The sequence below is a fragment of the Corynebacterium comes genome (assembly GCF_009734405.1).
Classification (GTDB): domain Bacteria; phylum Actinomycetota; class Actinomycetes; order Mycobacteriales; family Mycobacteriaceae; genus Corynebacterium; species Corynebacterium comes.
This window is the reverse complement of record NZ_CP046453.1, coordinates 2,143,211-2,168,146: the sequence shown is the minus strand read 5'-3', so window position 1 is coordinate 2,168,146 and position 24,936 is coordinate 2,143,211. Positions and strand designations below refer to the sequence as shown.

Annotated in this window: 23 protein-coding genes; 14 read left to right on the top strand and 9 right to left on the bottom strand. The window is 68.1% G+C overall.

Going from position 1 to position 24,936, the window contains the following annotated elements:
- Positions 1-127: 127 nt before the first annotated feature.
- From CETAM_RS10370 to benA, 5 genes are read right to left on the bottom strand one after another with little or no spacing between them, the layout of a single operon-like run.
- Positions 128-2,791: a helix-turn-helix transcriptional regulator gene (locus CETAM_RS10370; RefSeq protein ID WP_156228792.1), complete on the bottom strand. Its 2,664-nt coding sequence runs from the start codon at positions 2,789-2,791 to the stop codon at positions 128-130.
- 30 nt (positions 2,792-2,821) lie between these two features.
- Complete coding sequence (locus tag CETAM_RS10365; protein ID WP_231587660.1) at positions 2,822-3,646, bottom strand: 1,6-dihydroxycyclohexa-2,4-diene-1-carboxylate dehydrogenase; 825 nt, start codon at positions 3,644-3,646, stop codon at positions 2,822-2,824.
- Between the two features lie 20 nt (positions 3,647-3,666).
- Positions 3,667-5,229 (bottom strand): benzoate 1,2-dioxygenase electron transfer component BenC, encoded by a 1,563-nt coding sequence (benC, locus tag CETAM_RS10360; protein ID WP_156228790.1) that lies wholly within the window; start codon positions 5,227-5,229, stop codon positions 3,667-3,669.
- 12 nt (positions 5,230-5,241) lie between these two features.
- Entirely contained in the window at positions 5,242-5,748 is a 507-nt protein-coding gene (gene benB, locus CETAM_RS10355; RefSeq protein WP_156228789.1) for a benzoate 1,2-dioxygenase small subunit, read from the bottom strand.
- Between the two features lie 43 nt (positions 5,749-5,791).
- Entirely contained in the window at positions 5,792-7,288 is a 1,497-nt protein-coding gene (gene benA / locus CETAM_RS10350) for a benzoate 1,2-dioxygenase large subunit (RefSeq protein WP_156228788.1), read from the bottom strand.
- A 640-nt stretch (positions 7,289-7,928) separates the two neighbouring features.
- Between benA and catA the strand changes: the two genes are divergently transcribed.
- Both catA and CETAM_RS10340 read left to right on the top strand, forming a co-directional pair.
- Positions 7,929-8,798 (top strand): catechol 1,2-dioxygenase, encoded by an 870-nt coding sequence (gene catA / locus CETAM_RS10345; protein WP_156228787.1) that lies wholly within the window; start codon positions 7,929-7,931, stop codon positions 8,796-8,798.
- 91 nt (positions 8,799-8,889) lie between these two features.
- Positions 8,890-10,011 carry a muconate/chloromuconate family cycloisomerase gene (locus CETAM_RS10340; RefSeq protein WP_156228786.1) on the top strand — a complete coding sequence of 374 codons (1,122 nt, stop codon included), beginning with the start codon at positions 8,890-8,892 and terminating at the stop codon, positions 10,009-10,011.
- 62 nt (positions 10,012-10,073) lie between these two features.
- On the opposite strand, the gene pdxT is transcribed toward CETAM_RS10340, so the two are convergent.
- Both pdxT and pdxS read right to left on the bottom strand, forming a co-directional pair.
- Positions 10,074-10,616, bottom strand: coding sequence for a pyridoxal 5'-phosphate synthase glutaminase subunit PdxT (gene pdxT, locus CETAM_RS10335; protein WP_156228785.1), 543 nt, complete (start codon positions 10,614-10,616; stop codon positions 10,074-10,076).
- The gene (gene pdxS / locus CETAM_RS10330; RefSeq protein ID WP_156228784.1) at positions 10,613-11,500 is read right to left on the bottom strand and encodes a pyridoxal 5'-phosphate synthase lyase subunit PdxS; all 888 of its coding nucleotides are present in this window, start codon (positions 11,498-11,500) and stop codon (positions 10,613-10,615) included. The genes pdxT and pdxS overlap by 4 nt, the downstream gene beginning before the upstream one ends.
- 68 nt (positions 11,501-11,568) lie before the next feature.
- On the opposite strand from pdxS, the gene pdxR reads away from it, so the two are divergent.
- Positions 11,569-12,855 carry a MocR-like pyridoxine biosynthesis transcription factor PdxR gene (gene pdxR / locus CETAM_RS10325; RefSeq protein WP_156228783.1) on the top strand — a complete coding sequence of 429 codons (1,287 nt, stop codon included), beginning with the start codon at positions 11,569-11,571 and terminating at the stop codon, positions 12,853-12,855.
- A 37-nt stretch (positions 12,856-12,892) separates the two neighbouring features.
- On the top strand, positions 12,893-13,165 hold the full coding sequence (locus CETAM_RS10320; protein ID WP_156228782.1) for a muconolactone Delta-isomerase family protein: 273 nt from the start codon (positions 12,893-12,895) through the stop codon (positions 13,163-13,165).
- On the opposite strand, the gene CETAM_RS10315 is transcribed toward CETAM_RS10320, so the two are convergent.
- On the bottom strand, positions 13,162-14,490 hold the full coding sequence (locus CETAM_RS10315) for an MFS transporter (RefSeq protein WP_156228781.1): 1,329 nt from the start codon (positions 14,488-14,490) through the stop codon (positions 13,162-13,164). The two genes, CETAM_RS10320 and CETAM_RS10315, sit on opposite strands and share 4 nt — an antisense overlap.
- A 252-nt stretch (positions 14,491-14,742) precedes the next feature.
- Between CETAM_RS10315 and CETAM_RS10310 the strand changes: the two genes are divergently transcribed.
- From CETAM_RS10310 to CETAM_RS10265, 10 genes are all read left to right on the top strand, one after another.
- Complete coding sequence (locus CETAM_RS10310) at positions 14,743-15,072, top strand: ArsR/SmtB family transcription factor (RefSeq protein ID WP_156228780.1); 330 nt, start codon at positions 14,743-14,745, stop codon at positions 15,070-15,072.
- 12 nt (positions 15,073-15,084) lie between these two features.
- Positions 15,085-16,155 (top strand): permease, encoded by a 1,071-nt coding sequence (locus tag CETAM_RS10305; RefSeq protein WP_156228779.1) that lies wholly within the window; start codon positions 15,085-15,087, stop codon positions 16,153-16,155.
- Positions 16,156-16,170: 15 nt separating this feature from the next.
- Positions 16,171-16,488 (top strand): thioredoxin family protein, encoded by a 318-nt coding sequence (locus CETAM_RS10300; protein ID WP_156228778.1) that lies wholly within the window; start codon positions 16,171-16,173, stop codon positions 16,486-16,488.
- Between the two features lie 9 nt (positions 16,489-16,497).
- Entirely contained in the window at positions 16,498-16,830 is a 333-nt protein-coding gene (locus CETAM_RS10295) for a DUF3024 domain-containing protein (RefSeq protein ID WP_156228777.1), read from the top strand.
- Between the two features lie 214 nt (positions 16,831-17,044).
- Positions 17,045-17,719, top strand: coding sequence for a protocatechuate 3,4-dioxygenase subunit beta (gene pcaH / locus CETAM_RS10290; RefSeq protein WP_156228776.1), 675 nt, complete (start codon positions 17,045-17,047; stop codon positions 17,717-17,719).
- 45 nt (positions 17,720-17,764) lie between these two features.
- Positions 17,765-18,406 (top strand): protocatechuate 3,4-dioxygenase subunit alpha, encoded by a 642-nt coding sequence (gene pcaG / locus CETAM_RS10285; protein WP_156228775.1) that lies wholly within the window; start codon positions 17,765-17,767, stop codon positions 18,404-18,406.
- 21 nt (positions 18,407-18,427) lie between these two features.
- A complete protein-coding gene (locus tag CETAM_RS10280; protein ID WP_197085724.1) occupies positions 18,428-19,600 on the top strand; it encodes a lyase family protein in 1,173 nt (390 codons plus the stop codon).
- Positions 19,590-20,003, top strand: coding sequence for a 4-carboxymuconolactone decarboxylase (gene pcaC, locus CETAM_RS10275; protein WP_231587456.1), 414 nt, complete (start codon positions 19,590-19,592; stop codon positions 20,001-20,003). Before CETAM_RS10280 ends, pcaC begins: the two co-directional genes overlap by 11 nt.
- A gap of 21 nt (positions 20,004-20,024) precedes the next feature.
- Complete coding sequence (locus CETAM_RS10270; RefSeq protein WP_156228774.1) at positions 20,025-21,218, top strand: 4-hydroxybenzoate 3-monooxygenase; 1,194 nt, start codon at positions 20,025-20,027, stop codon at positions 21,216-21,218.
- Entirely contained in the window at positions 21,219-22,532 is a 1,314-nt protein-coding gene (locus CETAM_RS10265; protein WP_156228773.1) for an MFS transporter, read from the top strand.
- 100 nt (positions 22,533-22,632) lie between these two features.
- Here the strand turns inward: CETAM_RS10265 and CETAM_RS10260 are convergent, their stop codons facing one another.
- Positions 22,633-24,936: a helix-turn-helix domain-containing protein gene (locus CETAM_RS10260; protein ID WP_156228772.1), complete on the bottom strand. Its 2,304-nt coding sequence runs from the start codon at positions 24,934-24,936 to the stop codon at positions 22,633-22,635.

The following is a 24,936-nucleotide window of genomic DNA, read 5'->3' as shown; positions in this document are numbered from 1 at the left end:
TTCCGGTCGGGCCCCTCTTCCGTGTCTTCCGGGTGGGTTTCCACTCCGATCCCCCCTGAGGGGCCCCGTGGGTCCGTTGCCGGGGCTTAGGGGGGAACGAACCGGACCGGGGGCGTCGGGAACCGACCTAGAGTTCGGCGAGCACCCGGGGCAGCTCGTTCCGGGTCCGCACGCCGAGCTTCCGGTAGACGCGGGTGAGGTGGTATTCGACCGTTTTGGAGGACAGGAACAGTTCGCGGGCGACCTCGCGGTTGGTCGCGCCCTCGGCGACGAGCTTCGCGATCTCCTCCTCCTGCGGGGTCAGTCCACCGGCACCTGTGGTGCGGGTGCCCAGACCGCCGGCGCGTCGTTCGCGGTTGCAGCGGTTGACGAACTCGGTCGCCCCCATCGCGGCGAAGACGTCGCCGGCGCGGACGAAGATGTCGTCCGCCTGTCGGCGGCGTCCGAGTCGGCGCAGCACGCGTCCGTACTCGTAGAGCACGCGGGCCTGGTAGGAGGGCATGGTGAGGGTCTCGATGAGCTCGATGGCCTCCTCGAATCGGCGGATGCCGCCCTCGATGTCACCGCGCTGCATGAGGATGCCCGCCCGGGGCACAGCGAGCTTGGCCTGCAGCGATCCGATGCCGGACTCGGCGGCGCGCTCCTCGGCGGCGGTGGTGACGGCATCGGCCTCCTCGATGCGCCCCGTGAGGACGAGGTGCTGGGCCCAGACATCCTCCCAGGGCCAGAATCCGGGCTGGGAGATGTCGGTCTCCCGGCCGATGGCCACGAGGGCCTCACCGGCGCGATTCATACTCGAGACGTCACCTTCGATGCCACCGACGAACATGCGGCACATCGCCGAGGGGATGCGCTGGATGGCGAAGGCGTCGTGGCTCAGGGTGAGCCGGTTGATGTAGGAGCGGGACAGTTCGCGGTCGCCCTTGTAGCCCGCGATCTGCGCTCCGGTCCACAGGAGGATGGGCTCGAGGAAGCGGATGCCGAAGCGCTCCGCCCGTGCCAGGCCGCGTTCCACGGTCCGCTCGGCCTCGCGGTACTCGCCGAGGACGAACAGGGTGCGGGCGAGCCAGCCGTCCATCCAGAGGCTGATGCGCTCGGAGCCCTCGCCGCCGGGGTTGAACTGGAGGTAGCGACGTGCGGCGACGGGGTCGTCGTGGACCAGGTGGATCCACCCGGCGGCCATGTTGCGGCGCTGCGCCAGGGTGGGTGTCTCGCCGGGCAGTGGGATGTCCGGGGGGATGGAGCCGGTCAGGGCGCTGCGGCCGATCATCGAGATGTACTGGGCCTCGATACGGGTGGGGGAGGTCTCGGGCGCCCAGTCATCGGTGATCTTCGCCCACTCGTCCACCTTGGAGACGTCCCAGTTGGCCAGGTGGACCAGCACCTTGCGCGATGCGACACGGGTACGCATGGCGGCGTCGGTGGAACGGGTCTCCTCCAGGGTGTCCCAGGCGCGGTCGATGAGACTGACGGACTCGGAACGGCGGCCCTCGTGGAGTGCGAGGTAGCTGCGCATGGAGTCAACCTTCACGTCGCGGACGACCCGTGACATGGCGCCGGCGTGGAGGCGGGCGCGGGGGATGTCTGCGGCGGCGATGAGCGCCTCGATGGAGTTGAGGTGCTGGTCGTGGGAGACGTCCGGGTGGGAGGCGACCTTCGCGGCGAGGGTGAAGGCGTCGGCGGCGTCGAGCCACTTGCCGGCGGCGCCGAGCTGCTCGCCCCGCTCGGCGAGCTGGCGGGCGGTCTCGTCGTCGGTGCCCTCGATACCCAGGGCCTCATGGATGAGGGCCGCGTCGATGTTCTGGGAGGCGCGGTGGTACTGGGCCGCCCGGCGGTGCAGGCGGGTGACCTGGGACGGGCCGGTGGTGGCTCGGATGACGGCACGGTCGGTGGGGTGGGTGAACTGGAGTACCGGGTCGCCGGAGTTCGGCAGAAGTTCGAGGAGGTCGGCGGTGACGGCGGCGTCGACAAGCGAGCCGTCCAGATCGTCGGCGAGGAAACGGACCAGGCCCGGACTGCCGGTACCGGTGCCCGGCAGGATCGCCACGGCAGCGAGCACCGCGCCGACGCCCGCGTCGAGGTCGCGGGTGCGGCGTGCGAGGGCGGCGCGCCACGGTTTGGGGATGGGGATCTGCGGGTTGGACAGCCGCCAGTGATCGGCGGGCGCGGCCTGCAGGACGTCCTGGATGCGGCCCGGCCGGCCACCGGTGAGGTCGCGCAGCTCCGCGGCCGCGAGGGGGGACAGGTGTGCGCCGATGCTCGACAGCGCCAGCGCGGCGACGTCCTCGACGTCAAGGGGCGCGAGGGTGACGGCGTGGTCCGCCAGCTCGCGGAGACGGGACATGGGCAGGTCGTCGGAGGCGTCGTCCTTGTCGGAGGCGGTCATGATGACCGCGAGACGACCCTGCCGCAGGCGGCGGGAGGACTCGACGAGGGTGCGCAACGACGTCACGTCGGCCCAGTGGGCGTCATCGATGACGATCGCGGTGCGGGCGCCCTCCCTGTCGACGAGCTCGGTGAGGGTGCCCTCATGGCCGGCGCGGTCGAGGATGTGTTCGATGAGCCCGCCCTCGGTCTCCGACTGCCACGACAACGCCGAGACCATGATCCCGGACCAGCCCGGCAGGGACCGGGCGATCTCCCTGACCAGGGAGGACTTACCGGAACCCACCGGGCCGGTGACGAGGAACAGCAGTCCGCCGCCCGGCTCCAGATCGGTGACCTTCGCGATCATCGTGCGCAGGATCTTGCCGGAGGTCTGCTGGGAGCCGAAGTTGTGGGAGGAGTACACGCCTCCCACGCTAACACCTGTCCTTCATGGTCAGCCCTGGTCTCCGCCTGCCACCGGGAGAACGGTGCCGGTGATGTAGCTGGCCTCCCTCGATGCGAGGAACACGATCGGGGCGGCCTGCTCGGCCAGGGTGCCGTAGCGCTTGAGCAGCGAGGAGTCGATCGTCTGGTCGACGATCTCCTGGTACCACTCCTTCTCCCGCTCACCCTCGGGACCGGGCCCGCGCTGGACCTTACGGGCCGGGGCGAGCGTTCCGCCGGGGGCGGTGGCGACGACGCGGACGTTCTTCTCGGCCGCCTCCAGCGCCAGCGCGGAGACCAGTGCGTTCACCCCACCCTTGGCCGCGGCGTAGGGCACGCGGTTGACGCCGCGGGTGGCCACCGATGACACGTTGACGATGGTGCCGCCACCGTTGTCGATCAGCGCCGGCAGCTCGGCCCGCACCGACCACAACGTGGTGAACAGGGAGCGGCGGATCTCCTTCTCGATCTCCTCCGGCGTGTAGTGCTCGAAGGGCTTCGCCCAGATCGTGCCGCCGACGTTGTTGATGACGACGTCGATGTGACCGAGCTTCTCGACGCCCGCCTTCACCATCGCCTCTGCACCTTCCCAGGTTTCCAGGTCGGCGGTGGCCGACCCGACGGTCCCGGACGTGACGGCGGCGAGTTCAGCGGCGACCTCGTGGACGATCTCGGCGCGGTCCACGAGGAACAGCGAGCCGTTCTCGTGGGCGATCCGGTGGGCGACGGCCTCGCCGATGCCCTGTGCGGCACCGGTGATCAGGACGTTCTGCCCGGCGAAGCGGTCGGGGGTGAAGAACTCCGGCGGGCCGGAGATTCCCTCACCGGTCGGCATGGCACCCCTGGTCTGGTCCGTCATGCGTTGGCCTTCTTGGCGACCGCTTCATCCATGGTGCGGACTGCGTGGTCGTTGTGGGCGCTCAACACTTCACGGACACGGGAGAAATCCTTCGCCTCGAGGGCGTCGATGAGGTCGTGGTGTTCCTGCGCGATGTCGCCGTGCATGAAGCCGGCGTCCTCGAGTTCGCGGCCCATGACCTTGGCCACCTCGAGAGTGCTGTAGGCCTGGAGCATGGCGTCGTTGCCGGAACGGCGGAAGAGGAACTCGTGGTAGTCGTTGTTCGCCTCCACGTAGCCGGCGACGTCGGTGACCTTCTCGCCCTCGATGAAGGCGTTCGCCTTGTCCGCCAACCTGCGGAACTCGACGAAGTCCTCGGCGTCGAGGATGTCCGTGACCAGGGTGACCACACCCAGCTCGAGGGCCATGCGGGCATCGAAGATGGCGCGCTCGGACTCGTCCAGACGGTGGACCTGGCCGGTCTCCACGCCCGGTGCGGAGATGGTGACCTCAGCGGAGTCCTCCGTGGTGGAGATGTCGGCCCTGACGGCGGAGTCGCCGGTGGTGCCGGCTGCGGAGGAGAACTTCTCGTAGTAGAAGTTCTGCGGCGGGTTCTCCTGGTCGTTGAGGAAGGTGCGCACGGCCTCGACCATCGGCGGCGGGCCGCACAGGTACACGTCGGCCTCGCCGTTGTGCAGGTGCTCCGCGGTGTCCATGTACTGCGTGACGTAGCCCTTGCGCTCGTGGTTCGACTCCGGGTCGGACACGACGGTGAAGTAGTCGAAGTCGGGGAGACGGTTGCGGAAGGTCTCCAGCTTCTCCAGTTCGACGAGGTCGTGGTCGAAGGTGGCGCCGTAGATGAGGCGCACGGGGACGTCGAGAAGCTCGTCTTCGGAGAGCTTCTCCAGGATCGAGGTGATCGGGGCCAGACCGGTGCCGCCGGCCAGCAGCAGGATGGGGTTGAGCGGATCGCGCAGGAAGAACGAACCCATCGGGCCGGTCAGGTTGAGGCGGTCGCCGACCTTCGCGGTGTCGGTGAGGTACTCCGACATCAGCCCGCCACGGGTCAGCTTGACCAGGAAGGTGACGATGTCCTCGCTCGGCCCGGAGGAGAAGGAGTAGGAGCGGTGGAAGTCCGAGTTCGGCGGCGCGATGTTCATGTACTGGCCGGGCAGGTAGTTGAGGGTCTCCCGATCCTCGATCTGCACGGCGAATTTCACGGTGGACTCGGACAGGCGCTCCAGCTCGGTGATGGTGCCGATGAGGGTGGAGGCGCCGGTCTTCGCCAGCACGGAAGTCGTGGCGATTTGGACGACCATGTCGGTGTACGGCTTGGTCTGGCAGGTGAGGATGTAACCCTCGGCGGCCTCATCCTCGGAGAGCGCGTCCTCGATGTACTCGCCCTCGTCGTAGTCGCCGGACTCACAGAAGGACTTGCAGGTGCCGCAGGCACCGTCGCGGCAGTCGAAGGGGATGTTGATGCGCGCCTGGTAGGCGGCATCGGCGACAGTCTGGTCCTCGGCGCACTCGACGAAGCGGGTGATGCCATCCTCGAAAGCGAGGGCAATCTGGTGGGTCATGTCTGGGTGCTCCTAGACCTGGTAGATGTCGACGACGTGGTGGATGTAGTCGTTCTTCAGGACGACCTTCTTCTTGGTGATCAGCGGGGTCTCACCGGAGACGTCCAGGGTCAGCCAGGTGGTGCCGAAGTAGTGATCGGTGGTGTTGTAGCGGAAGTAGTAGGAGATCCAGTTGTAACGGACGTCCACCTCACCGTCGCGACGCTCGAGAATCTCGATGTTGGTGGAATAGTGGCCGGTGCGCGGCTCCGGGATGGAGGTCGCGGAGGAACGCTCGGTGCGGATCCGGAAGATACGGTCCTCCAGGCCACCACGGTTCGGGTAGAAGATCAGGGAGATCTCGCGCTGCGGGTCCTCGGTCAGGGTGCCGTCGACGTCCCAGGCCGGCATCCAGTACTCGGCGTCCTCCCGGTACAGCTCCAGCCACTCCTCGAACCTGCGGTCGTCGAGAAGGCGGTTCTCGTAGTAGATGAAGTCTTCGATGTCGGTGCGGGTGATCTCGGTGAGCGAAGCGGTCATGATCTTGTTCTCCTTGCAGTGAGTTGAGGTGGGGGCGGGAGGATTAGTCGCGGGTACGACGACGGCGACGACCTGCGGGTGCGTCGCCCTTGGCTGCCAGGCGGGCTGCGGCGCGGGCCTTGGCGAACTCGGCGGTGGCGAGCTGGGACTGCGCGTCATCGGTGATGTGCTTGGACTCCGGGCGGTCCTCGGAGTCGACGGCACGCTCCATGACGTTCTCCCAGTAGGCGTGCTGGATCGGGTAGAGGCCCTCGTCCTCGGTGCGGGCACCGGAGGAGAGCACGGAGGTCAGGCCCAGGGCGCGGGCCTTGTCGTTGAGGCCCTCCACCTGCTGGTGGATGCCACGGCTCATGTCGTTCCACGGGAAGGAGGAGGCCTGGTAGGTCTTCTGGCAGGAGCGGAACTCCTCCAGATCGTCCGGGGTGGCCATGCCGGTGGCGTTGAAGAAGTCCTCGTACTGGCGGATACGGGTCGCCCGGGACTTGTCGGACTCGCCCTTGGGGGCGATGCAGAAGATGGAGACCTCGGTCTTGTCCACGGAGACCGGCTCCAGGCGACGGATCTGGGTGGAGAACTGGTCCATGATGTAGACGTTCGGGTAGAGGCAGAGGTTGCGGGACGCGCCGACCATGAAGTTGCCGCGCTCCTCACCGTGCAGCTCCTTGAGCTCGTCGAGGCGGTCGTACATCGGGCGATCCTCCGGGTTGGCCCAGTCGGTCCACAGCACCAGGTGACCGTTGGGGAAGGAGAAGTAGCCGCCGCCCTGCTCGCCCCACTTGCCGGCGTCCATGGCCTTGGTCTCGTTGGCGGACTCGCCGGTGGTGCGGCGGGAGGTGGTGGCCGCGTAGTTCCAGTGGGTGGAGGAGACGTGGTAGCCGTCGGCGCCGTTCTCAGCCTGGAGCTTCCAGTTGCCGTCGTAGGTGTAGGTGGAGGTGCCCTTGAGCACCTCGAGGCCCTCGGGGGACTGGTCGATCAGCATGTCCATGATGACGCGGGCGTCACCGAGGTGCTCCTCGAGCGGAACGACGTCAGCGTTGAGGGAGGCGAAGAGGAAGCCGCGGTAGGACTCGAACTTGGGGACGCGACGCATGTCGTGGGAGCCGTCGGTGTTGAAGTTCTCCGGGTAACCGCCGTCCTTCTCGTCCTTGACCTTGAGGAGGCTGCCGTCGTTGGAGAAGGTCCAACCGTGGAAGGGGCAGGTCAGCGTGGTGCGGTTATCAACCTTCTTGCGGCAGAGCATGGCGCCGCGGTGGGAGCAGGCGTTGATGAGGCAGTTGAGCTCGCCGTCCTTGCTCCGGGTGATCACGACGGGCTGGCGACCGATGTTGGTGGTGTAGTAGTCGCCGACGTTCGGGATCTGGGACTCGTGGGCGAGGAAGATCCAGTTGCCCTCGAAGATGTACTTCATCTCCAGGTCGAAGAGCTCCTGATCCGTGAAGACCTCACGGTTGACGCGGACGATGCCCTCTTCGGGGCGGTTCTCCAGGGCGCGGGAGAGGATCTCGCGGGCGGTGGAAGTTGCGGTGAGCGCGGTGGTCATGGGAAATCTCCGATCTGAGAGGAAGCAAGAGAGGTTGTGCGATGAGGCCCATCATGGGCCATGTGTGCCCTGCGACACGTCCGGGGAACTCCTAGGAGCCGTTAGGGGGGTTCGGTTCATTAGGGGATTTAATTGTTCGCACAGTGGCCATGGCCTGCGGTGTTGCATGTCGCGACATGCCCTGGCGGGGTGTGTGGAATATTCCGCTTCGGGGGTGCCTTGGGGGGGTGGTTTATCGGGGGATGGGGGGATGTGCTGGCTTTTACCAGCGCTTTTAGCCTCCCCGTCGGTCGGTTCCGGGTTTTCCGCGGAGGTGCGGGGGTGTCTGGGGGGATCCGGGATGGTGTGGGGGTGGGTTTTGTGTCCGAATCCACCCCCGGAGCGCAATTCCTTCCCCCGGGGTGTCCCTAGGTTCTTGCCAGGGTCGAGGGTTCGCGTTTGGCGGCGCTCCCGGATGTTGGCCCGCTGACCTGCAGAAAATGGCTCGGGGCGGCTGGGGGTGGTGCCGGGAGGTGATTGCACGAACCGGGAGGCATCTTGCGCGGAGTGGGTGAGGTGGGACACAGTGGTCTCATGCCAGCACCGGGTATCACCTGCTGGACCCCACTCTTCACCTGAAACTTCAAAACAAGGAGTCTCCATGTCCTTCGAGAACCTCGCCGCCCACCAGGGTGACCCGTCCGCCAAGGGTTCCGGCAACGCCGCGACCGACAAGTTCAAGCACGAGACCGTCAAGTCGGACACCTCCAAGGAGCGTGCCAACGCGATCTACACCGATCTGCTGGCCGCCATCGCCGAGGTCGCCCACAAGCACCAGGTCACCTACGACGAGTACCGCGTGGTGAAGAACTGGATGATCCAGGTCGGCGAGTACGGCGAGTGGCCGCTGTGGCTGGACGTCTTCGTCGAGCACGAGATCGAGAAGATCAACTACGACCGCCACCACTACACCGGCACCAAGGGCTCCATCGAGGGCCCGTACTACGTCGAGAACGCCCCGGAGCTGCCGTGGAACGGCGAGATGCCGATGCGCGAGCAGGACAAGGCCGCCACCCCGCTGATCTTCAAGGGCCAGGTCACCGACGTCGACGGCAAGGGCCTCGCCGGCGCCACCATCGAGCTGTGGCACGCGGATGAGGAGGGCTTCTACTCCCAGTTCGCCCCGGGCATCCCGGAGTGGAACCTGCGCGGCACCATCGTCACCAACGACAACGGTGAGTACGAGATCAAGACCCTGCAGCCTGCTCCGTACCAGATCCCGTCGGACGGGCCGACCGGCTGGTTCATCGACTCCTACGGTGGCCACCCGTGGCGTCCGGCCCACCTGCACCTGAAGGTCAAGAGCCCGGGCTACCGCGAGATCACCACCCAGCTGTACTTCCAGGGTGGCGAGTGGACCGAGAACGACGTCGCGACCGCCGTCAAGCCGGAGCTGCTGCTCGACCCGCAGACCGACGACCAGGGCAACAACGTCGTCACCTACGGCTTCGCCCTGGACAAGGAAGACTAGTCCTTTTCCCGGAACCCGCCTCACGTCCCTAGACTCATCGGGGACGTGGGGCTTTCCCCGTTTCCCAGCACCAGCACTTTAAGGAAGAGATATGTCTGATCTGAAGATCGCCAAGGTTGAGACCCGGCTTCTCGACGTCCCCCTCATCCGTCCCCATGGTTTCGCCACCTACACCGCGACCGCCCAGCCGATCCTGCTGGTCTCGGTGGTGCTCGAGGGCGGGGTCACCGGTTACGGCGAGGGTGTGGTCCCCGGTGGCGCCTGGTGGGGCGGCGAGAACGCGGAGACCATGAAGGTCATCATCGACGGTAACCTCGCACCGATCATGGTCGGCCGTGAGGTCAACGAGCTGGCCGGCATCATGGCGGACTTCGAGAGGTCCGTGGCCAACATGCGCTTCGCCAAGGCCGCCTGCGACGTCGCCATGCACGACGCCTGGGCCCGTGCCCTGGGCATTCCGGTGCGTGACCTTCTCGGCGGCCGTGTGCGCGATGAGATCGACGTGACCTGGGCCCTCGGCGTCCTGCCGCTGGATGAGGCCGTCGAGGAGATCGAGGAGCGCATCGCCTCCCACGGCCACACGTCCTTCAAGCTGAAGATGGGCTCCGGCGAACCTGCCGTGGACACCGAGCGCATCGTCCAGCTGGCAGGCGCGCTCAACGGCAAGGTCAGCCTGCGCATCGACGTCAACGCCCGCTGGGATCGCCTCACCGCCCTGCACTACCTGCCGCGGCTCGCTGACGCCGGCCTCGACCTCTTCGAGCAGCCCACCCCGGCGCACGATCTGGCGACCCTGCGCGAGATCACCACCCGCATCGGCGTGCCGGTCATGGCCGATGAGTCCGTCTGCTCCCCGGCGGACGCCCTGGCCGTGGTCAAGGCCCAGGCCGCGGACGTCATCGCCATCAAGACCACCAAGCTCGGCGGTCTGCTGGAGTCGAAGAAGACCGTGGCCATCGCCGAGGCCGGCGGCCTGGCCTGCCATGGGGCGACCTCCCTGGAGGGCCCCTTCGGCACCGCGGCGTCGCTGCACTTCGCCTGCTCCACCAAGGCGATCTCCTACGGCTCCGAGCTCTTCGGCCCGATGCTGCTCAAGGAGTCCTACACCACCACCGACATCGTCTACGAGGACGGCGTCGCCCGGCTGCCGGAGGGCCCGGGCCTGGGCCTGGAGCCGGACTGGGACAAGATCAACCACTTCACCCGCGACTGACACCCGCGACGCAGTGACGGCGAAGATCCCCGCACCCGGCCAGGAATGGCAGGGGGCGGGGATCAGTTCTTTGCCGGCGGTCGTGCGGCGTGGAGAAGCGCGCGGTGGGCGGTGGCGTCACCGGTCAGCTCGGGATGGAAGGACATCCCCAGCACGTCGCCCTGCCGCACCGCGACGATGCTGCCGCGGTAGGTGGAGAGTATCTCCACGTCCCCGCCTACGCGGGTGACTGCCGGCGCGCGGATGAAGGCGGCCGTGATCTCTGCTTCCCCCCAGGGCAGGGTGAGGGATTCGGAGTCCACCTGCGGGCCGAAGGCGTTGCGTTCCACGTCGACGTCGAGCACTCCGAGCCTGGAGAGCAGGATCAGGCCCGCGCACGAGCCCATCGTGGGCACCCGCCGCGCGGCGTCGATAAGCGGCTGCCGTAGGCCGAAGAGGTCGATGAGCCTGTTCATCGTGGTGGACTCGCCCCCGGGCAGGATGAGTGCGTCGATGCCCTCGAGCTCACCGGCCCGGCGGATCCCGCGGGTCCGGTGACCGAGGCCCCGGATCATCTCCGCGTGTTCGGCCACCCCGCCCTGCAGGGCGAGGATGCCGACGATCACCAGCCGCGCTCGGCGAGACGGTGCGGGGCCGCCAGGTCGGTGACATTGATGCCCACCATGGCCTCGCCCAGGCCGCGGGAGGCCTCGGTGACGACCTCCGGGTCGTCGAAGAAGGCGGTGGCCTTGACCACCGCGGCCGCACGTTCGGCCGGATTGCCGGACTTGAAGATGCCGGAGCCGACGAAGACGCCGTCCGCGCCCAGCTGCATCATCATGGCGGCGTCGGCCGGGGTGGCGATGCCGCCGGCGGTGAACATGACCACGGGGAGCTTGCCCGTCTCGGCGACCTCCTTCACCAGATCGTAGGGGGCGGCCAGCTCCTTGGCGCGGACGTAGAGCTCATCGGGGGAGGCGGCCGCGAGCGCGGCGATCTCGGCGTTGATGGTGCGGATGTGCCGGGTGGCCTCGGAGACGTCGCCGGTGCCGGCCTCACCCTTGGAACGGATCATGGCCGCGCCCTCGGTGATCCGGCGCAACGCCTCGCCGAGGTTGGTCGCGCCACACACGAAGGGGACCGTGAAGCCCTGCTTGTCGATGTGGTTGCGGTAGTCGGCCGGGGAGAGCACCTCCGACTCGTCGATGTAGTCGACCTTGAGGGTCTGGAGGATCTGCGCCTCGACGAAGTGGCCGATGCGTGCCTTGGCCATGACGGGGATGGAGACCGTGTCGATGATGGCCTCGATGAGATCCGGGTCCGACATGCGGGCGACGCCGCCCTGGGAACGGATGTCGGCGGGGACGCGCTCGAGTGCCATGACGGCGACGGCGCCTGCGTCCTCCGCGATGCGGGCCTGCTCCGGGGTGACCACGTCCATGATCACACCGCCCTTGAGCATCTCGGCGAGTCCGCGTTTAACCAGAGGGGAACCATGTGTTTCAGTCATGGCGTCCATCCTGACATCCGGCGTGGACCAACATGAAGTCCACATTCCTGCCATAATTTTGTACCACCATGACTATCGAACCCTTCCGCAGCCTCCCCGGCCAGATCGTCGAGGACCTGCGCACCCGCATCACCGCCGGAACTCTGCGTCCCGGTGACCCCCTACCCTCCACCCGTGTCCTGGCACGTCAGCGCGGAATCTCCCGGGGCAGCGTGGTCGCCGCCTACGATCAGCTGAGCGGCGAGGGATACCTGGTGGCCACCCGCGGCGGCACCCGGGTCAACCCCGAACTGCCACGACCCCCACGCCCGGAACACCCGGCGCCCGGTGTCCCGGCCCGGCCACGGCTGCTCGGGGACCTGCGCCCCGGCGTGCCGGACACCGCGCTCCTCGCATCGACGTTGTGGCGGCGGGCCTGGCGTGCCGCAGCCGCGGAGCCGGTGGCCTATCCCGGCCAGGGTTCTCCGCGCCTGCGCCGGTTGCTGGCGGAGCACCTGCGGATGACCCGGTCGGTGGCGGTCAGCCCGGAACAGATCGTGGTCACCCTCGGCGCCCGTGACGGGCTACGGCTGATCCTCATGGCCACCGAAGGGGTCGTCGCGGTGGAGGACCCCGGCTACCCGACGCTCCACCAGGTGCCCCGCAACCTGGGCCGGGAGGTGGTCCCGGTGCCGGTGGACGAGGAGGGGCTCAGCGTCAGTCGGCTCGCGGAGCTTGCGCCGGAAGTGGTGCTGGTGATGCCCAACCATCAGTACCCGACGGGTTCCCAGATGTCGGCGGCCCGGCGCTTCGAGCTCATCGAGTGGTCGAGGCGCAGCGGGGCCATCCTCGTCGAGGACGACTACGACTCGGAGCTGCGTCCCACTCACCCGGCGCTGGCCGCCCTGGACCCGCAGGGGTCGGTGGCGCTGCTCGGTTCCCTGGCCAAGACCCTCACCCCCGCGCTCGGCCTGGGTTACCTGGTGGTGCCCGAACGGCTGCACGACGACGTCGCCCGGCACATGCTCCCGGTCTCCGGCATCGTGCAGGACGCGATAGCCAATTTCCTGGAGAATGACGGCATGCGCCGGCACACCGCGCGGATGGGTCGGGAGTACCGGCGGCGTCGGGAGATTTTCGCGGAGATCTTCCCGCGGGGCATCCCGATGAACGGGGGCCTCCACGCGGTCATCGAACTCGGCGAGGACGAGGACGAGGTCATCGCACGCTGCCGCACCCGGGGGCTGGCGGTCGAAGGGCTCAGCCGCTACTGGACGGCCTCGGACCGCCCGGGCATCGTCATCGGGCTGGGGGCGCACAACCGGGAGAAGCTGCGGGAGGTCCTGGTGGAGCTGCGCCGGGTCCTGGGCACGTAGCATCGGCGGTCGAACAGCAAAAAACAGGAGGCACGCCATGGCTCAGTTCCACTGCCGGATCCGGATCGGGTTGCCCCCCGGAATGGATCCCGAGGTCCGCGCGGACTACCTGGAGCGGGACCGGCTCCACCTCGCCGGACTGCGGGAGAATGGGGCGCTGGTCCACGACTGGCGGGCGGCGGGGGAGCAGCTTGAGTTCCTCGTGCTGGAGTCGGCTGACTCCGGGGAGCTGCATGAGCTGCTGGCCGGGCGACCGCTCTTTCCCTTCCTGCGGGTGGAGGTCACCGCCCTGCGGTCGCCCGTTCTCTAACCGGCGACGGCCGGGACCTCCACCGGGGCCTGGACCTCGCGCCGGGCAGAGTACTCCCGCACGCCGATCAGTGCCAGCGCCGTCAGGGAGACGAGCGCGGCGGCACTGACGTAGAGGGCGGTGGGGGACCAGCCGGCGTCGAGAAGATAGCCGACGACGATGGGGGCCAGGACCGCGCCGGCGCGGGAGACGCCGATCGCGGAACCGACGCCGGTGGTGCGCAGAGCCGTGGGGTAGGCCTGCGGGGTGACGGTGTACATGCCGGTGACGCAGGCGTTGAGGAGCATTCCCACGGCCACGCCGGTGGCGAACATGAGCATCGGCACGGAGGCGGCGGAGATGAAGGTGACCAGGACGACCGCGGAGAGGAGGGAGAAGACGGTGAGGAGACGGCGGGCGTCGATACGCGTGGTCAGCACGCCGAAGATGAGCGAGCCGATGGTCCCGCCGAAGGAGAGCATGACTCCGCCGATGATGCCCTGCTGGGCGGAGAGACCCGCTTCGGTGAGCAGCTTCGGGGTCCACTGGTTGGCGAAGTTGAAGGCGGCCGTGATCAGTGAGAACGCTATCCAGAGCCTGATGGTGGTGGACAGGTAAGGCCCGGAGAGGATCTCCGAGAGGCTGGACTTCTGCGGTGCGGGGCCGGCGGGGGCGATGGTGAAGGGTTCGCGGATGCCGATGCGGCGTGCGATCGACCGGACCTTCCCGTCCCGGCCCTGGGCGCGCAGGTAGTCGACGGACTCGGGCAGGGCGAAGACCGTCAGCACCAGGGCGGCGGCGGTCAGGGCCGCACCGATGAAGAAGATGGAGCGCCAGCCGTGGTCGGGGATGTACCGGGCGGCGAGCATGCCGCAGGCGGCCGCACCGAGGCCGTAGCCGGAGGCGTAGATGGCGATGGCCAGGCCGCGGAAACGCAGGTTGGAGAACTCTGCGACCACCACGGTGACGCACGCCAGGATGCCGCCCACGCCGATGCCGGTGAGCACCCGCCAGGCGAGCAGCTCGCCGAAGCTGTCGGCCGTGGCGGACATGGTGAGGCCGACCAGGTCGATGGCCAGGGACAGGAGGATGAGTTTCTTCCGGCCGTAGCGGTCGGCCAGGGGCGCGAGGAACAGCGAACCCAGGCCGATGCCGATCAGCGCGGAGGAGAGGAGCCAGCCGAGCTGTGCGCCGGACAGGCCGAACTCCGCGGAGACGGAGGTGGAGGTGAAGGCCATGGCGACGAGGTCATAACCGTCGAGCGCGTTGAGGAAGCAGGCCAGCCCGATGATGAACCACTGGTAGGAGGTCATCCGGGAGGAGTCGATGAGCTGTCGGATATCCACGAGGAAGTCTGTCTTTCGGAGATCATGCAGCTGCACCTCGGGTACCGGGGCTCCGGGGGAGAGGCAGGGCGGATGGGGGCGATGGATGGAACGGCAGCGCGGGCGAAGCTCCGTGAGCCGTGAACGATCTGGGAGATTACGTGACCGGGGCCTCCGGTCCCGCATTTATATTCACTGAAGGGGTGTGTGATGTCCGTCCGTTGAGGCCGAAACGTATAGGCAACCATCAATACGTGCACTAATCTGGGGATCATGGACAACCGGACCGGCCCGGCCGTCATCACGGCTGATGATGCCCGGCGCTGCGCGGAGATCGCCAAGGCGCTCGGCGATCCCGTCCGACTGCGCATCTACTCGCACCTGGCGGCCAACTGCTGCTCCACGGTCTGCGCCTGCCGGATGCCGGAGATTTTCGGCATCAGCCAGCCGACCTTCTCCCACCACGTGAAAAAACTGGTCGACGTCGGCCTGGTCTCCCGCGAGCAGGTCGGCCGCTGGGCCCACTTCTCGGTGATCCCCGAGGGGCTGGCCCCGCTGCGGCAGCTTCTCGACGCCGTCCCACCCCTCCGCTGCGGATCATGAGGAGCGTGTGGGATGAACCTGATCGGTGAGGCGCTCGACTTCCTGCAGCGTCAGGTGCTGGGCATGGCGTGGCTCAACCAGGTGGTCGGCGAAGGTCTGGCTGCGGTGGGCCTGGATCCGGCCACCCGCATCGGCGCGAGCGTGCAGTTCTTCATCTACGACCTGATCAAGATCTCCGCGCTGCTCTGCGTGCTCATCTTCGCGGTCTCCTACCTCCAGAGTTACTTCCCGCCCGAGCGCAGCCGGAGGATCCTCAGCCGCTTCCGCGGCCTGCGGGCCAACACCGTGGGCGCGCTGCTGGGCACGGTCACACCCTTCTGCTCCTGCTCCTCGATCCCGATCTTCATGGGCTTCTCGGCTGCCGGGCTGCCGCTGGGGGTGACCTTCTCCTTCCTCATCTCCTCGCCCATGGTCGACCTGGCCAGCCTTGTTCTGCTGGCCAGTATCTTCGGCTTCAGGACGGCCTTCGCCTACGTCATCCTCGGGCTGTTGGTCGCGGTGGTGGGTGGCACGATCATCGAGAAGCTGCGGATGGAATCCCACGTCGCACAGTTCGCCGCCCCCGTGATCCCGGCGCCGGTGGCCGCGGGGTCGGGGGCGGGGGCGGGTCCCGGCGGGGGACCGGGGCAGGTGGTCGAGGATGAGCCGACGCTGAGCCGGCGCGAACGCACCGACTACGCCGTCCAGCAGACCAGGGAGACGTTCGTCTCGGTGATCCCCTACATCCTCATCGGTGTCGGCGTCGGTGCGGTGATCCACAACTGGATCCCGGCCAGCTGGGTGGAGACCGCCCTGGGCAGCAACAACCCCTTCGGCGTGATCATCGCCACGCTGCTGGGTGCGCCGATGTACGCGGACATCTTCGGCACCCTGCCGGTGGCCGAGGCCCTGCTGGGCAAGGGCGCCCAGCTGGGTACGATCCTGGCGTTCATGATGGCCACCACCACGCTGAGCCTGCCCTCGATGATCATGCTCCGACGTGTGATCTCGGGCAGGCTGCTCGCCGTGTTCATCGGCATCTGCCTGGTCGGCATCATCATCGTCGGCTATTTCTTCAACCTCACCCAACACCTCCTCATCTAGGAAAGAGGCACCATCATGGGACTGTTCGGAAAGAAGAAGGAGACCATCCAGGTAGGCATGTCCGCCCCGGAGGTCAGTGACGCACGCGTGAAGATCCTCGGCCCCGGGTGCCGGAAATGCCAGGCGCTCGAGGCGTCCGTGACCCGGGCTCTGGCGGAGATGGGCAGCGCCGAGCCCATCGAGCATGTCACCGACTACGCGCAGATCGCCGCCTATTCCGTCATGAGCACCCCGGCGCTGGTCATCGACGGGGCCGTGGTCAGCAGCGGCACGGTGCTGGACGTCGAGGAGGTCAAGACGCTGCTGCGGCAGAAGCTGCAGGCCCCGAAGTAACATGCGGGCATGGCCAAGCCAGAACTCGACGTCGCCCGGATCCGGAAATGGTGCGCCACCCGCGTGCCCGAACATGTGCAGGAGCAGCTGCGGGTGGAGGCCCTGGTGGCCGACCGGCACGTGACCATCGTCGAGCGCCGCCCACCGTGGCAGGAGGGCCTGGAATGGAGCACCTTCCCGGTGGCCCGCCTGCGCTTCACCATGAAGACCGGGTTGTGGAGCCTTTACTGGCGGGACCGGAACGGGAAATTCCACCTCTACGACCGGCGTGAGCCCACCGTCAAGGTCCAGGAGCTGCTGGATTTCCTCGACAGTCACGAGGACCCGATCTTCTGGGGTTGACGGGCGTCGTCCCGGAAACCCTGGCGCCCACCCCTAATGAACCCCTGGGTCGGGTCCGGCGTGAATCCCCAGCTCGGAGCGGTAGGCCCGGGCCCTTGGTGTTCGGCAGGTGAACGGATTGCTTAAGGCTGAACATCCCCTCTAGCGTGACGGTCATCACTTGATGGCCCACCACTAGAGAGGCTTCACATTGCACTCCTCTGACAAGCAGAACGTGTCGACTGACGGGTTCTTCGCTCCGCTCCTCTTCCCGGAGTACCGCACCACCGTCAAGCGCAACCCGGGAAACGACCTCATCCTGGTCCCCGAGCGGCTCGGCGAAATCACCGGCCCGGTCTTCGGGGACCGCGACCTCGGTGACGCCGACAACGACATGACCCAGGCCAACGGCGGCGAGGCCATCGGACAGCGCATCTTCGTCCACGGTCGAGTCCTCGGCTGGGACGGCAAGCCCGTTCCCCACACCCTCGTGGAGGCATGGCAGGCCAACGCCGCCGGCCGTTACCGCCACAAGAACGACTCCTGGCCGGCGCCGCTCGACCCGCACTTCAACGGCATCGCGCGCACCATGACGGACGAGAACGGACACTACAGCTTCCTCACTGTCATGCCCGGCTGCTACCCGTGGGGCAACCACCACAACGCCTGGCGTCCGGCACACATCCACTTCTCCCTCTACGGCCGCCAGTTCGGCGAGCGGCTGATCACCCAGATGTACTTCCCGGGGGATCCGATGTTCTTCCAGGACCCCATCTACAACTCGGTCCCGGCCGGCGCCCGCGAGCGCATGATCGCCGTCTTCGACTACGACGAGACCCGACCGAACCACGCACTGGGCTACAAGTTCGACATCGTGCTGCGTGGCCGTCACGCCACCCCGTTCGAGTAGTTCCCGTCCGCAGCAGAACACAGACGACCCCCAGGAGCATCCACCATGATCGACACCCACAAGACCGGCGAGTTCCGTTACCCGGTCTCCGACATTCTGGACCAGGACGAGGCCGGCTTCGGCATCACCCCCTCCCAGACGGTCGGGCCCTACGTCCACATCGGCCTGACCCTCGAGGACTCCGAGAAGATCGTCCCCGAGGGCACCGAAGGCGCCGTGCACGTCACCACCACCGTCATCGACGGCAACGGTGATCCGATCGCCGACGCCATGATCGAGATCTGGCAGACCGACGGACAGGGCGTGTTCAACTCCCCGCTGGATCCGCGCACCGGCGGCAAGGCGAGCGCCGAAGGCTTCCGTGGCCTCGGCCGCGGCATGGTCGACGAGACCGGATCGGTCACCTTCACCACCCTTCTGCCGGGCGCGATCGAGGTCGACGGCCGGGACACCGAGGCCCCGCACCTCAAGCTGGGCCTGTTCGCCCGCGGCATGCTCGAGCGTCTCTACACCCGCCTCTACTTCCCGGAGAACACCGAGGCGAACGCCGTCGACCCGGTCCTGCAGCTGGTCGACGAGTCCCGCCGCCACCTGCTCGTCGCGGAGAAGAACGGCAACGGCTACCGCCTGAACATCGTCGTCCAGCACGAGGACCCGGCGCGCGAAACCCCGTTCTTCCTCATCTGACCCACACCCCAAGGACAATCCATGGACCTGAGCCGTTCCCTCTACGGTGATCTCGCCGGCGGCGACACCGCCGCGCACGAGCACCTCTCCGACGTCGCGTTCCTGAACGCCATCGTCGAGTTTGAAGGTGCGCTCGCCGACGCCGCCGAGCGCGCCGGGATCATCGACCCGGAGTCCGCCCTGGCAGCCCGGACGGCGGTGGCCGGCTTCGAGGTCGACGCCGAGACCCTCGCCGCCATAGCCGTGGCCTCGGCCGCCGGCGGCAACCCGGCGATCCCGCTGGCCGCCGAGCTCAAGCGCCGGGCAGGCGAGCACCCCGGTGGCGTGCACGTCGGGGCGACGAGCCAGGACGCCATCGACACCGCGCTCGTGCTGTGCAGCCGCCGTGCGATCAGCGTGCTCGACGGCGAGCTGACGGGCGTGGAGGCCCTGCTCGCCGAGCTCGCCCGGACCCATCGTGACACCCCCGTCATGGGCCGTACCCTCGGCCAGCAGGCACTGCCCACCACCTTCGGCGCGGTCGTCGTCGGCTGGCTGGAGGGAGTGCAGCAGGCCTCGGCCGCACTGTCCGCCGCCGCCGCAGCCCTGCCCGTGCAGTACGCCGGCGCCACCGGCAACCTGGTGGCCACCCACCCGGACGGTGTGAAGGTCCATGACCTGCTCGCCGAGGGCCTCGGCCTGGCCGCCACCCCGGTGGTGTGGCACACCAACCGTCAGCCGCTCGTCGCCGTGGGCGTGTCCGCGGCCCGGGTCGCAGGCGCCGTGCGCAAGATCGCCGGTGACGTCGTGGCGTACTCGGCCACGGAGATCGGCGAACTCGCCGAAGCCACCCCGGGCGGCAGCTCCTCGATGCCGCACAAGGCCAACCCGGCCGCCGCAGTCGCCTGCGACGGCTACGCCCGTCGCACCCCGGCCCTGGCGGCCACCCTGCTGGACGCACTCGACTGCCGCTGGCAGCGCGGGGTGGGCAGCTGGCACGCCGAATGGCAGACGCTGCGCGACCTGCTCGCCGCCACCGCATCCGCGGTCTCCCGCATCCGGACCAGCCTCGACGGCATCCGTGTGGACACCGACGCCATGGCCCGCAACATCGCGTTGACCGGCCACGACCTGAACAACCTCAACACCGGGCACGCCGGCGACATCGTCGACGCCGTGCTCCGCCCCCGGGAAGGACACCACGATGGACACTGACATGACGGACAACTACCAGGAGGGCCGCGCCGCGGCCCACGAGGTCGGGATGCGCAACCGCCGGGCGGTGCTCGGTGACGCGCACGTTGACGCGGCCGTCGAGAAGCAGACGCCGGTGACCGAGAAATTCCAGGACTTCATCACCCGCACCGCGTGGGGCGACATCTGGAACCGCGACGCACTCGACCACACCCAGCGCCGCCTGCTGACCATCGCCATCCTCACGGCCGTGGGCAACGACGGCGAGCTGGACATGCACATCCGCGCCGCGCTGCGTGCGGGCGTGGACTCCGACGTCATCGGCGAGGTCCTCCTCCACACCGCCGTCTACGCCGGCGTGCCCAACTCCAACCACGGTTTCAAGCTGCTGTCGGCGGCCGTGGCCGACATCGACAACAACTGACCACCACTAAGGACAATTGACGTGACCCACACTCCAGTCGCCATCATCGGTGCCGGCCCAGCCGGCCTGACCCTGGCACACCTGCTCCACCACAACTACGGCATCGAGTCCGTGGTCTTCGAGTCCCGCTCCCGGCAGGAGGTCGAGGAGACCGTCCGCGCCGGCGTCCTCGAGCAGGGCACCATGCGACTGATGCGGGAGACCGGCGTCGGCGATCGCATGGACCGCGAGGCCGACATCGACGACGCCATTGAGCTGGCCATCGACGGCGAGCGCACCCGCATCGACCTGGCGGGCCTGACCGGCCACCACATGGCCGTCTACCCGCAGCACGAGTACCTCAAGGACTTCATCGCCCGGCGCCTCGCCGACGGCCAGCCGATCCTGTTCAACACCACCGTCGATGACGTCACCGGTTATGACGACGACCAGGTCACCATCACCTACACCGGCGAGGACGGCGGGCAGCTGCAGCTCACCGCCGACTACGTCATGGCCGGCGACGGCTCCGCCTCCCCGAACCGCAAGCTCATCACCGAGCTGCCCGGGGCAGTGCGCTCGAAGCACGAGTACCCCTTCGCGTGGTTCGGCATCCTGGTCAACGCCCCGAAGACCCAGAAGGAACTGATCTACGCCAACTCTCCCGACGGCTTCGCGCTGATCTCCACCCGCAGCGACACCGTCCAGCGTTACTACCTCCAGTGCAACCCGGAGGACTCCGTGGACATGTGGTCCGACGAACGCATCTGGGAGGAGCTGCACAAGCGGGTGAGCACCGATGACCTGCGCGTGGCCGAAGGGGAGATCTTCGACAAGGCCGTCCTGCGCTTCCGCTCCGCGGTCACCGACCCGATGCAGCGCGGCCGACTCTTCCTCGCCGGCGACGCCGCCCACACCGTGCCGCCCACCGGCGCGAAGGGCCTCAACCTCGCCGTCGCCGACGTCTCCGTCCTGGCGCCGGGCCTGGCCCGGGCGATCAAGAAGAACAACACCGACCTGCTCGACCAGTACTCCGCCCTGGCCGTCCCGCGTGTGTGGAAGGCCCAGCACTTCTCCTACTGGATGTCCTCCATGCTCCACACCGTCCCGGAGGACCCCTACTTCCAGACCCAGCGCAGCCGCGCCGAGCTGCGTTCCGTCCTGGCCACCGAGGCCGGCCGCAAGTACCTGGCAGAGCAGTACGTGGGCATCGACCTCCCGACCTTCGAGGTATAGATGAGCACCGGCATCAGTTCCCCCTCCCGCGTCCCTGTCGGCGTGGCCCGCAGTCCGTTCATCGTCACGCTGCTGTGCTGGATCGCGGTCCTGCTGGACGGCTTCGACATGGTCGTCCTCGGTGCGGTCATGCCGTCGATGATGGATGATCCCGCCTGGAACCTCACCGCAGCCGAAGGCACGCAGATCGCCACCTCCGGCCTGGTCGGCATGACCATCGGCGCCCTGGCCATCGGCACCCTGACCGACAAGCTCGGCCGCCGCTGGGTGATGATCGTCTCCGTCCTCGCCTTCTCCCTGCTCACTCTGGGTATGGGCTTCGTGAGCAGCGTCTGGATGTTCATCCTCCTGCGTTTCCTCGCCGGCGTCGGCCTCGGCGGCTGCCTGCCCACCGCGATCTCCATGGTCACCGAATTCCGCGGACGCTCCCGGGCCGGTTCCTCCACCACCACCGTCATGACCGGCTACCACGTCGGTGCCGTGCTCACCGCGCTGCTGGCGATCCTCATGATCGCGGACTTCGGCTGGCACTCCCTGTTCATCGTCGGCGCGGTGCCCGGCCTCATCCTCACCCCGGTCATGTACTTCCTGCTGCCGGAATCGCCGCAGTACCTGCTGGCGAAGGGGCGTCGAGAAGAGGCGGAGGCCATCGCCGACAATTACGGCATGGAACTCAGCGACGAACTCGACCTCGCCGCCGCGCAGGACCAGAAGGAGCAGAGTTCCCTGTCTGCACTGGTCTCCCCGAAATACCGCCGCAACTCCCTGGCGATCTGGGGCGCGTCCTTCATGGGGCTGCTCCTGGTTTACGGTCTCAACACGTGGCTCCCGCAGATCATGCGGGCGGCGGACTACGACCTCGGCAACGCCCTGGGCTTCCTCATGGTGCTCAACATCGGCGCGATCGTCGGCCTGATCATCGCCGGCCGGGTCTCCGACATCCACTCGCCACGCAAGACCGGTCTGCTGTGGTTCGTCACATCTGCGGTGTTCCTGGCGATGCTGGCCATCAAGATGCCGCTCATCGGGCTGTACGTGGTCGTGTTCATCACGGGCGTGTTCGTGTTCTCCTCACAGAACCTCGTCTACGCCTTCGTCGGCGAGAACCACCCGTCGTCCATGCGCGCGACCGCGATGGGCTTCTCCGCCGGCATCGGACGCCTCGGCGCGATCTCCGGCCCCCTGCTCGGCGGGCTGCTCATCAGCCTGGGGCTGGCGCACCCGTGGGGCTTCTTCGCCTACGCCGCCGTCGGCCTGCTCGGGGCGGTCCTCTTCAGCCTCACCCGGCCGATCTACGTCCGGAGGAAGGTCTGATCTGTGGAGGGTGTCGGAATTGAGCTGATCTCGCCGGGGCACCGTCGGAAAAAGACGGGGTACGGAAGAGAGTCAGCCCGATCCTGACACGCCCGGCACGCTATCGCCCCAGCAGCCCACGCAGCTGCGACCGGGAGCTCACCCCGAGCTTCCGGTACACCCGCGTCAGGTGGTACTCCACGGTCTTCGTGGACAGGGTCAGCTCCCGGGCGACGTCCGCGTTGCTCGCCCCCTCCGCGACCCGCACGGCGATCTGCTCCTCCTGGGGGGTCAGACCGTGCGGGTTGTCCGTACCGGCCCCGGAACCTCCCGCGGTGCCGCTGATCCCGCCGATCCGACGTTCAGTCAGGCAGCGCCCGACCATGACGGTCGCACCCATCTGCGCGAAGAGTTCGGCGGCCTGCGAGAGCACCTCGTCCGCCCGCGATCGACGCCCGTGCCGGCGCAGCACCTTCCCGTACTCGAAGAGGATGCGGGCCTCGTAGGCGGGCATGGGGGTACCCGAAATCGCCTCGACGGCCGCCTCGAAGGTCCGCAGACCCGCGGCTGTCTCGCCCCGCTGGAACTGGATCGTCGCCCGGGGCACCGCGTTCTTGGCCATGAGCGAGACGAGGCCGGAGGGGGTGTGCCGCGCCTCCGCCGTCGTGATCACCTCATCCGCCTGTTCGATGCGCCCGGCGCGGATGAGGGTCTGGGCGTACACATCCTCCCAGGGCCAGAACCCGGGGTGCTGGGTGTCCGTCGACGCCACGGTCCTGGCGAGCAGCTCACCGGCCCGCAGGGCGGTCGGAAGGTCCGCGTTGGTCGCGGACACGATCATCCGGCCCATCGCCGCGGGCAGTGACTGCAGCAGGAAGGCGTTCTCGCTGAGTGTGAGTCGCTGGAGGTAGTCGCGCGCCAGCTGGTGCTCACCCTGCATGGCGGCGATCTGCACGCCCGTCCACAGCAGCATCGGCTCGAGCAGGTGCATGGCGTGGACCTCTGCACTGGCCAGCCCACGCTCCACGATCATCGCGGCGTTGGACCATTCGCCCAGGACGTAGAGGGTCCGGGAGAGCCAGGCGTCCTGCCACAGACCGATGGAGAGTGACTGTCCCGGGAAGAACTGCAGTTTCTCCCGGGCGGTGAGGGGATCGTCGAAGGTGAGCGACAGCCAGCCGTGGACCATGTCGAGCCGCTGCCGGTTGAGCTGGTCCTGCGGCTCGAGGTCGATCGCGGGCATCGTCCCCGACAACCCCGCCTCGGCGATGAGAGCGAGGATGCGCGCCTCCATGTGCGCACGGACGTCCCGCGGGTCCCGGGTCGCCACGCTTATCGACGCCGCCTTCTCCCTCATCCCCGTCAGGTCCCAGTCGGCGAGCGAGAGGAGGACGCTGCGGGCGGCGTGACGGGGGAGTGCCCCGGTGTCGGAGAGGAACACCTGGGCGCGTCGGCGTCTGCCCCGGTTGAGCGCGAGGTAACCGCGCAGGCTGTCCTGCTCGAGGGGGTCGACGAGCCCGCGGCACTCGTTGAGGTGGACCTCCGCCGCGGGCAGATCCAGTCGGGCCGTGAGCTCCAGAGCCCGGGCGAGGTGCCGGGCCTCGTACTCTTCGGTACCGGGGGCCGGGCCGAGGTCCGGGCCGGGGGCGGTGGGGCGTCTGCTCAGGGCCACCGCGGCGTCCCGGGGGTCGACGAACCTGAGTTCCGTGCGGGTCGGGGCGGGCACGGAATGGACGATGCCTGCGCGGAAGGCGGCCGGGACGTTGAGGTCGCCTGCGACGAGACGGTCGATCTCCTCCTGCTCCAGGCCCCCGGTCATCTGTGCCCAGCGGGTCCGCCAGCTCTCCGGCACCGGCACCGCCGCGCCGGGTTCGGCGAGATGGCCCGCGGGGGTCGCCGCGACGAGGTCGTCGATGAATGTGGGCAGACCCCGCGTCATCTCATGAATGACACGCACTGTGTCCGCGGGTATCCGGGACCCGGTGGTCACCTGGAGGTAGCCGGCGGTCTCCGCGAAGGTCAGCGGCGGGAGCTGCAGGACATCCGTGGCCAGGTGATGGAGCCCCGGCCCGTCCACGGACGCGATCACCGTGGTGGTCGAATCGGGCCTGCGCACGCGGGAGACCAGGTAGTGGAGGGAGGCCTGATCCGCGTGGTGGAGGTCGTCGATGAGCAGGACGTGGGCATCGAGCCGGGAGGGCAGCAGCCCGCGGAGGTAGTCCGCCTGACCGGCGTGCCAGGGGAAGAGCGGGATGCGGGTCTGGGCGCTGTCGGCCAGCTGCGCGGCAAGGGCGTCGAGCACGCTCGCGGGGTTGGCGCCCGCGGGGCCGTCGACCAGCAGGATCCGGCCACCGGCGGCCGCCGACCGGATCACTGCCCGGTCCAGCAGCCGCCGGTGGATGTGGCGCAGGTACAGCGTGCTCAT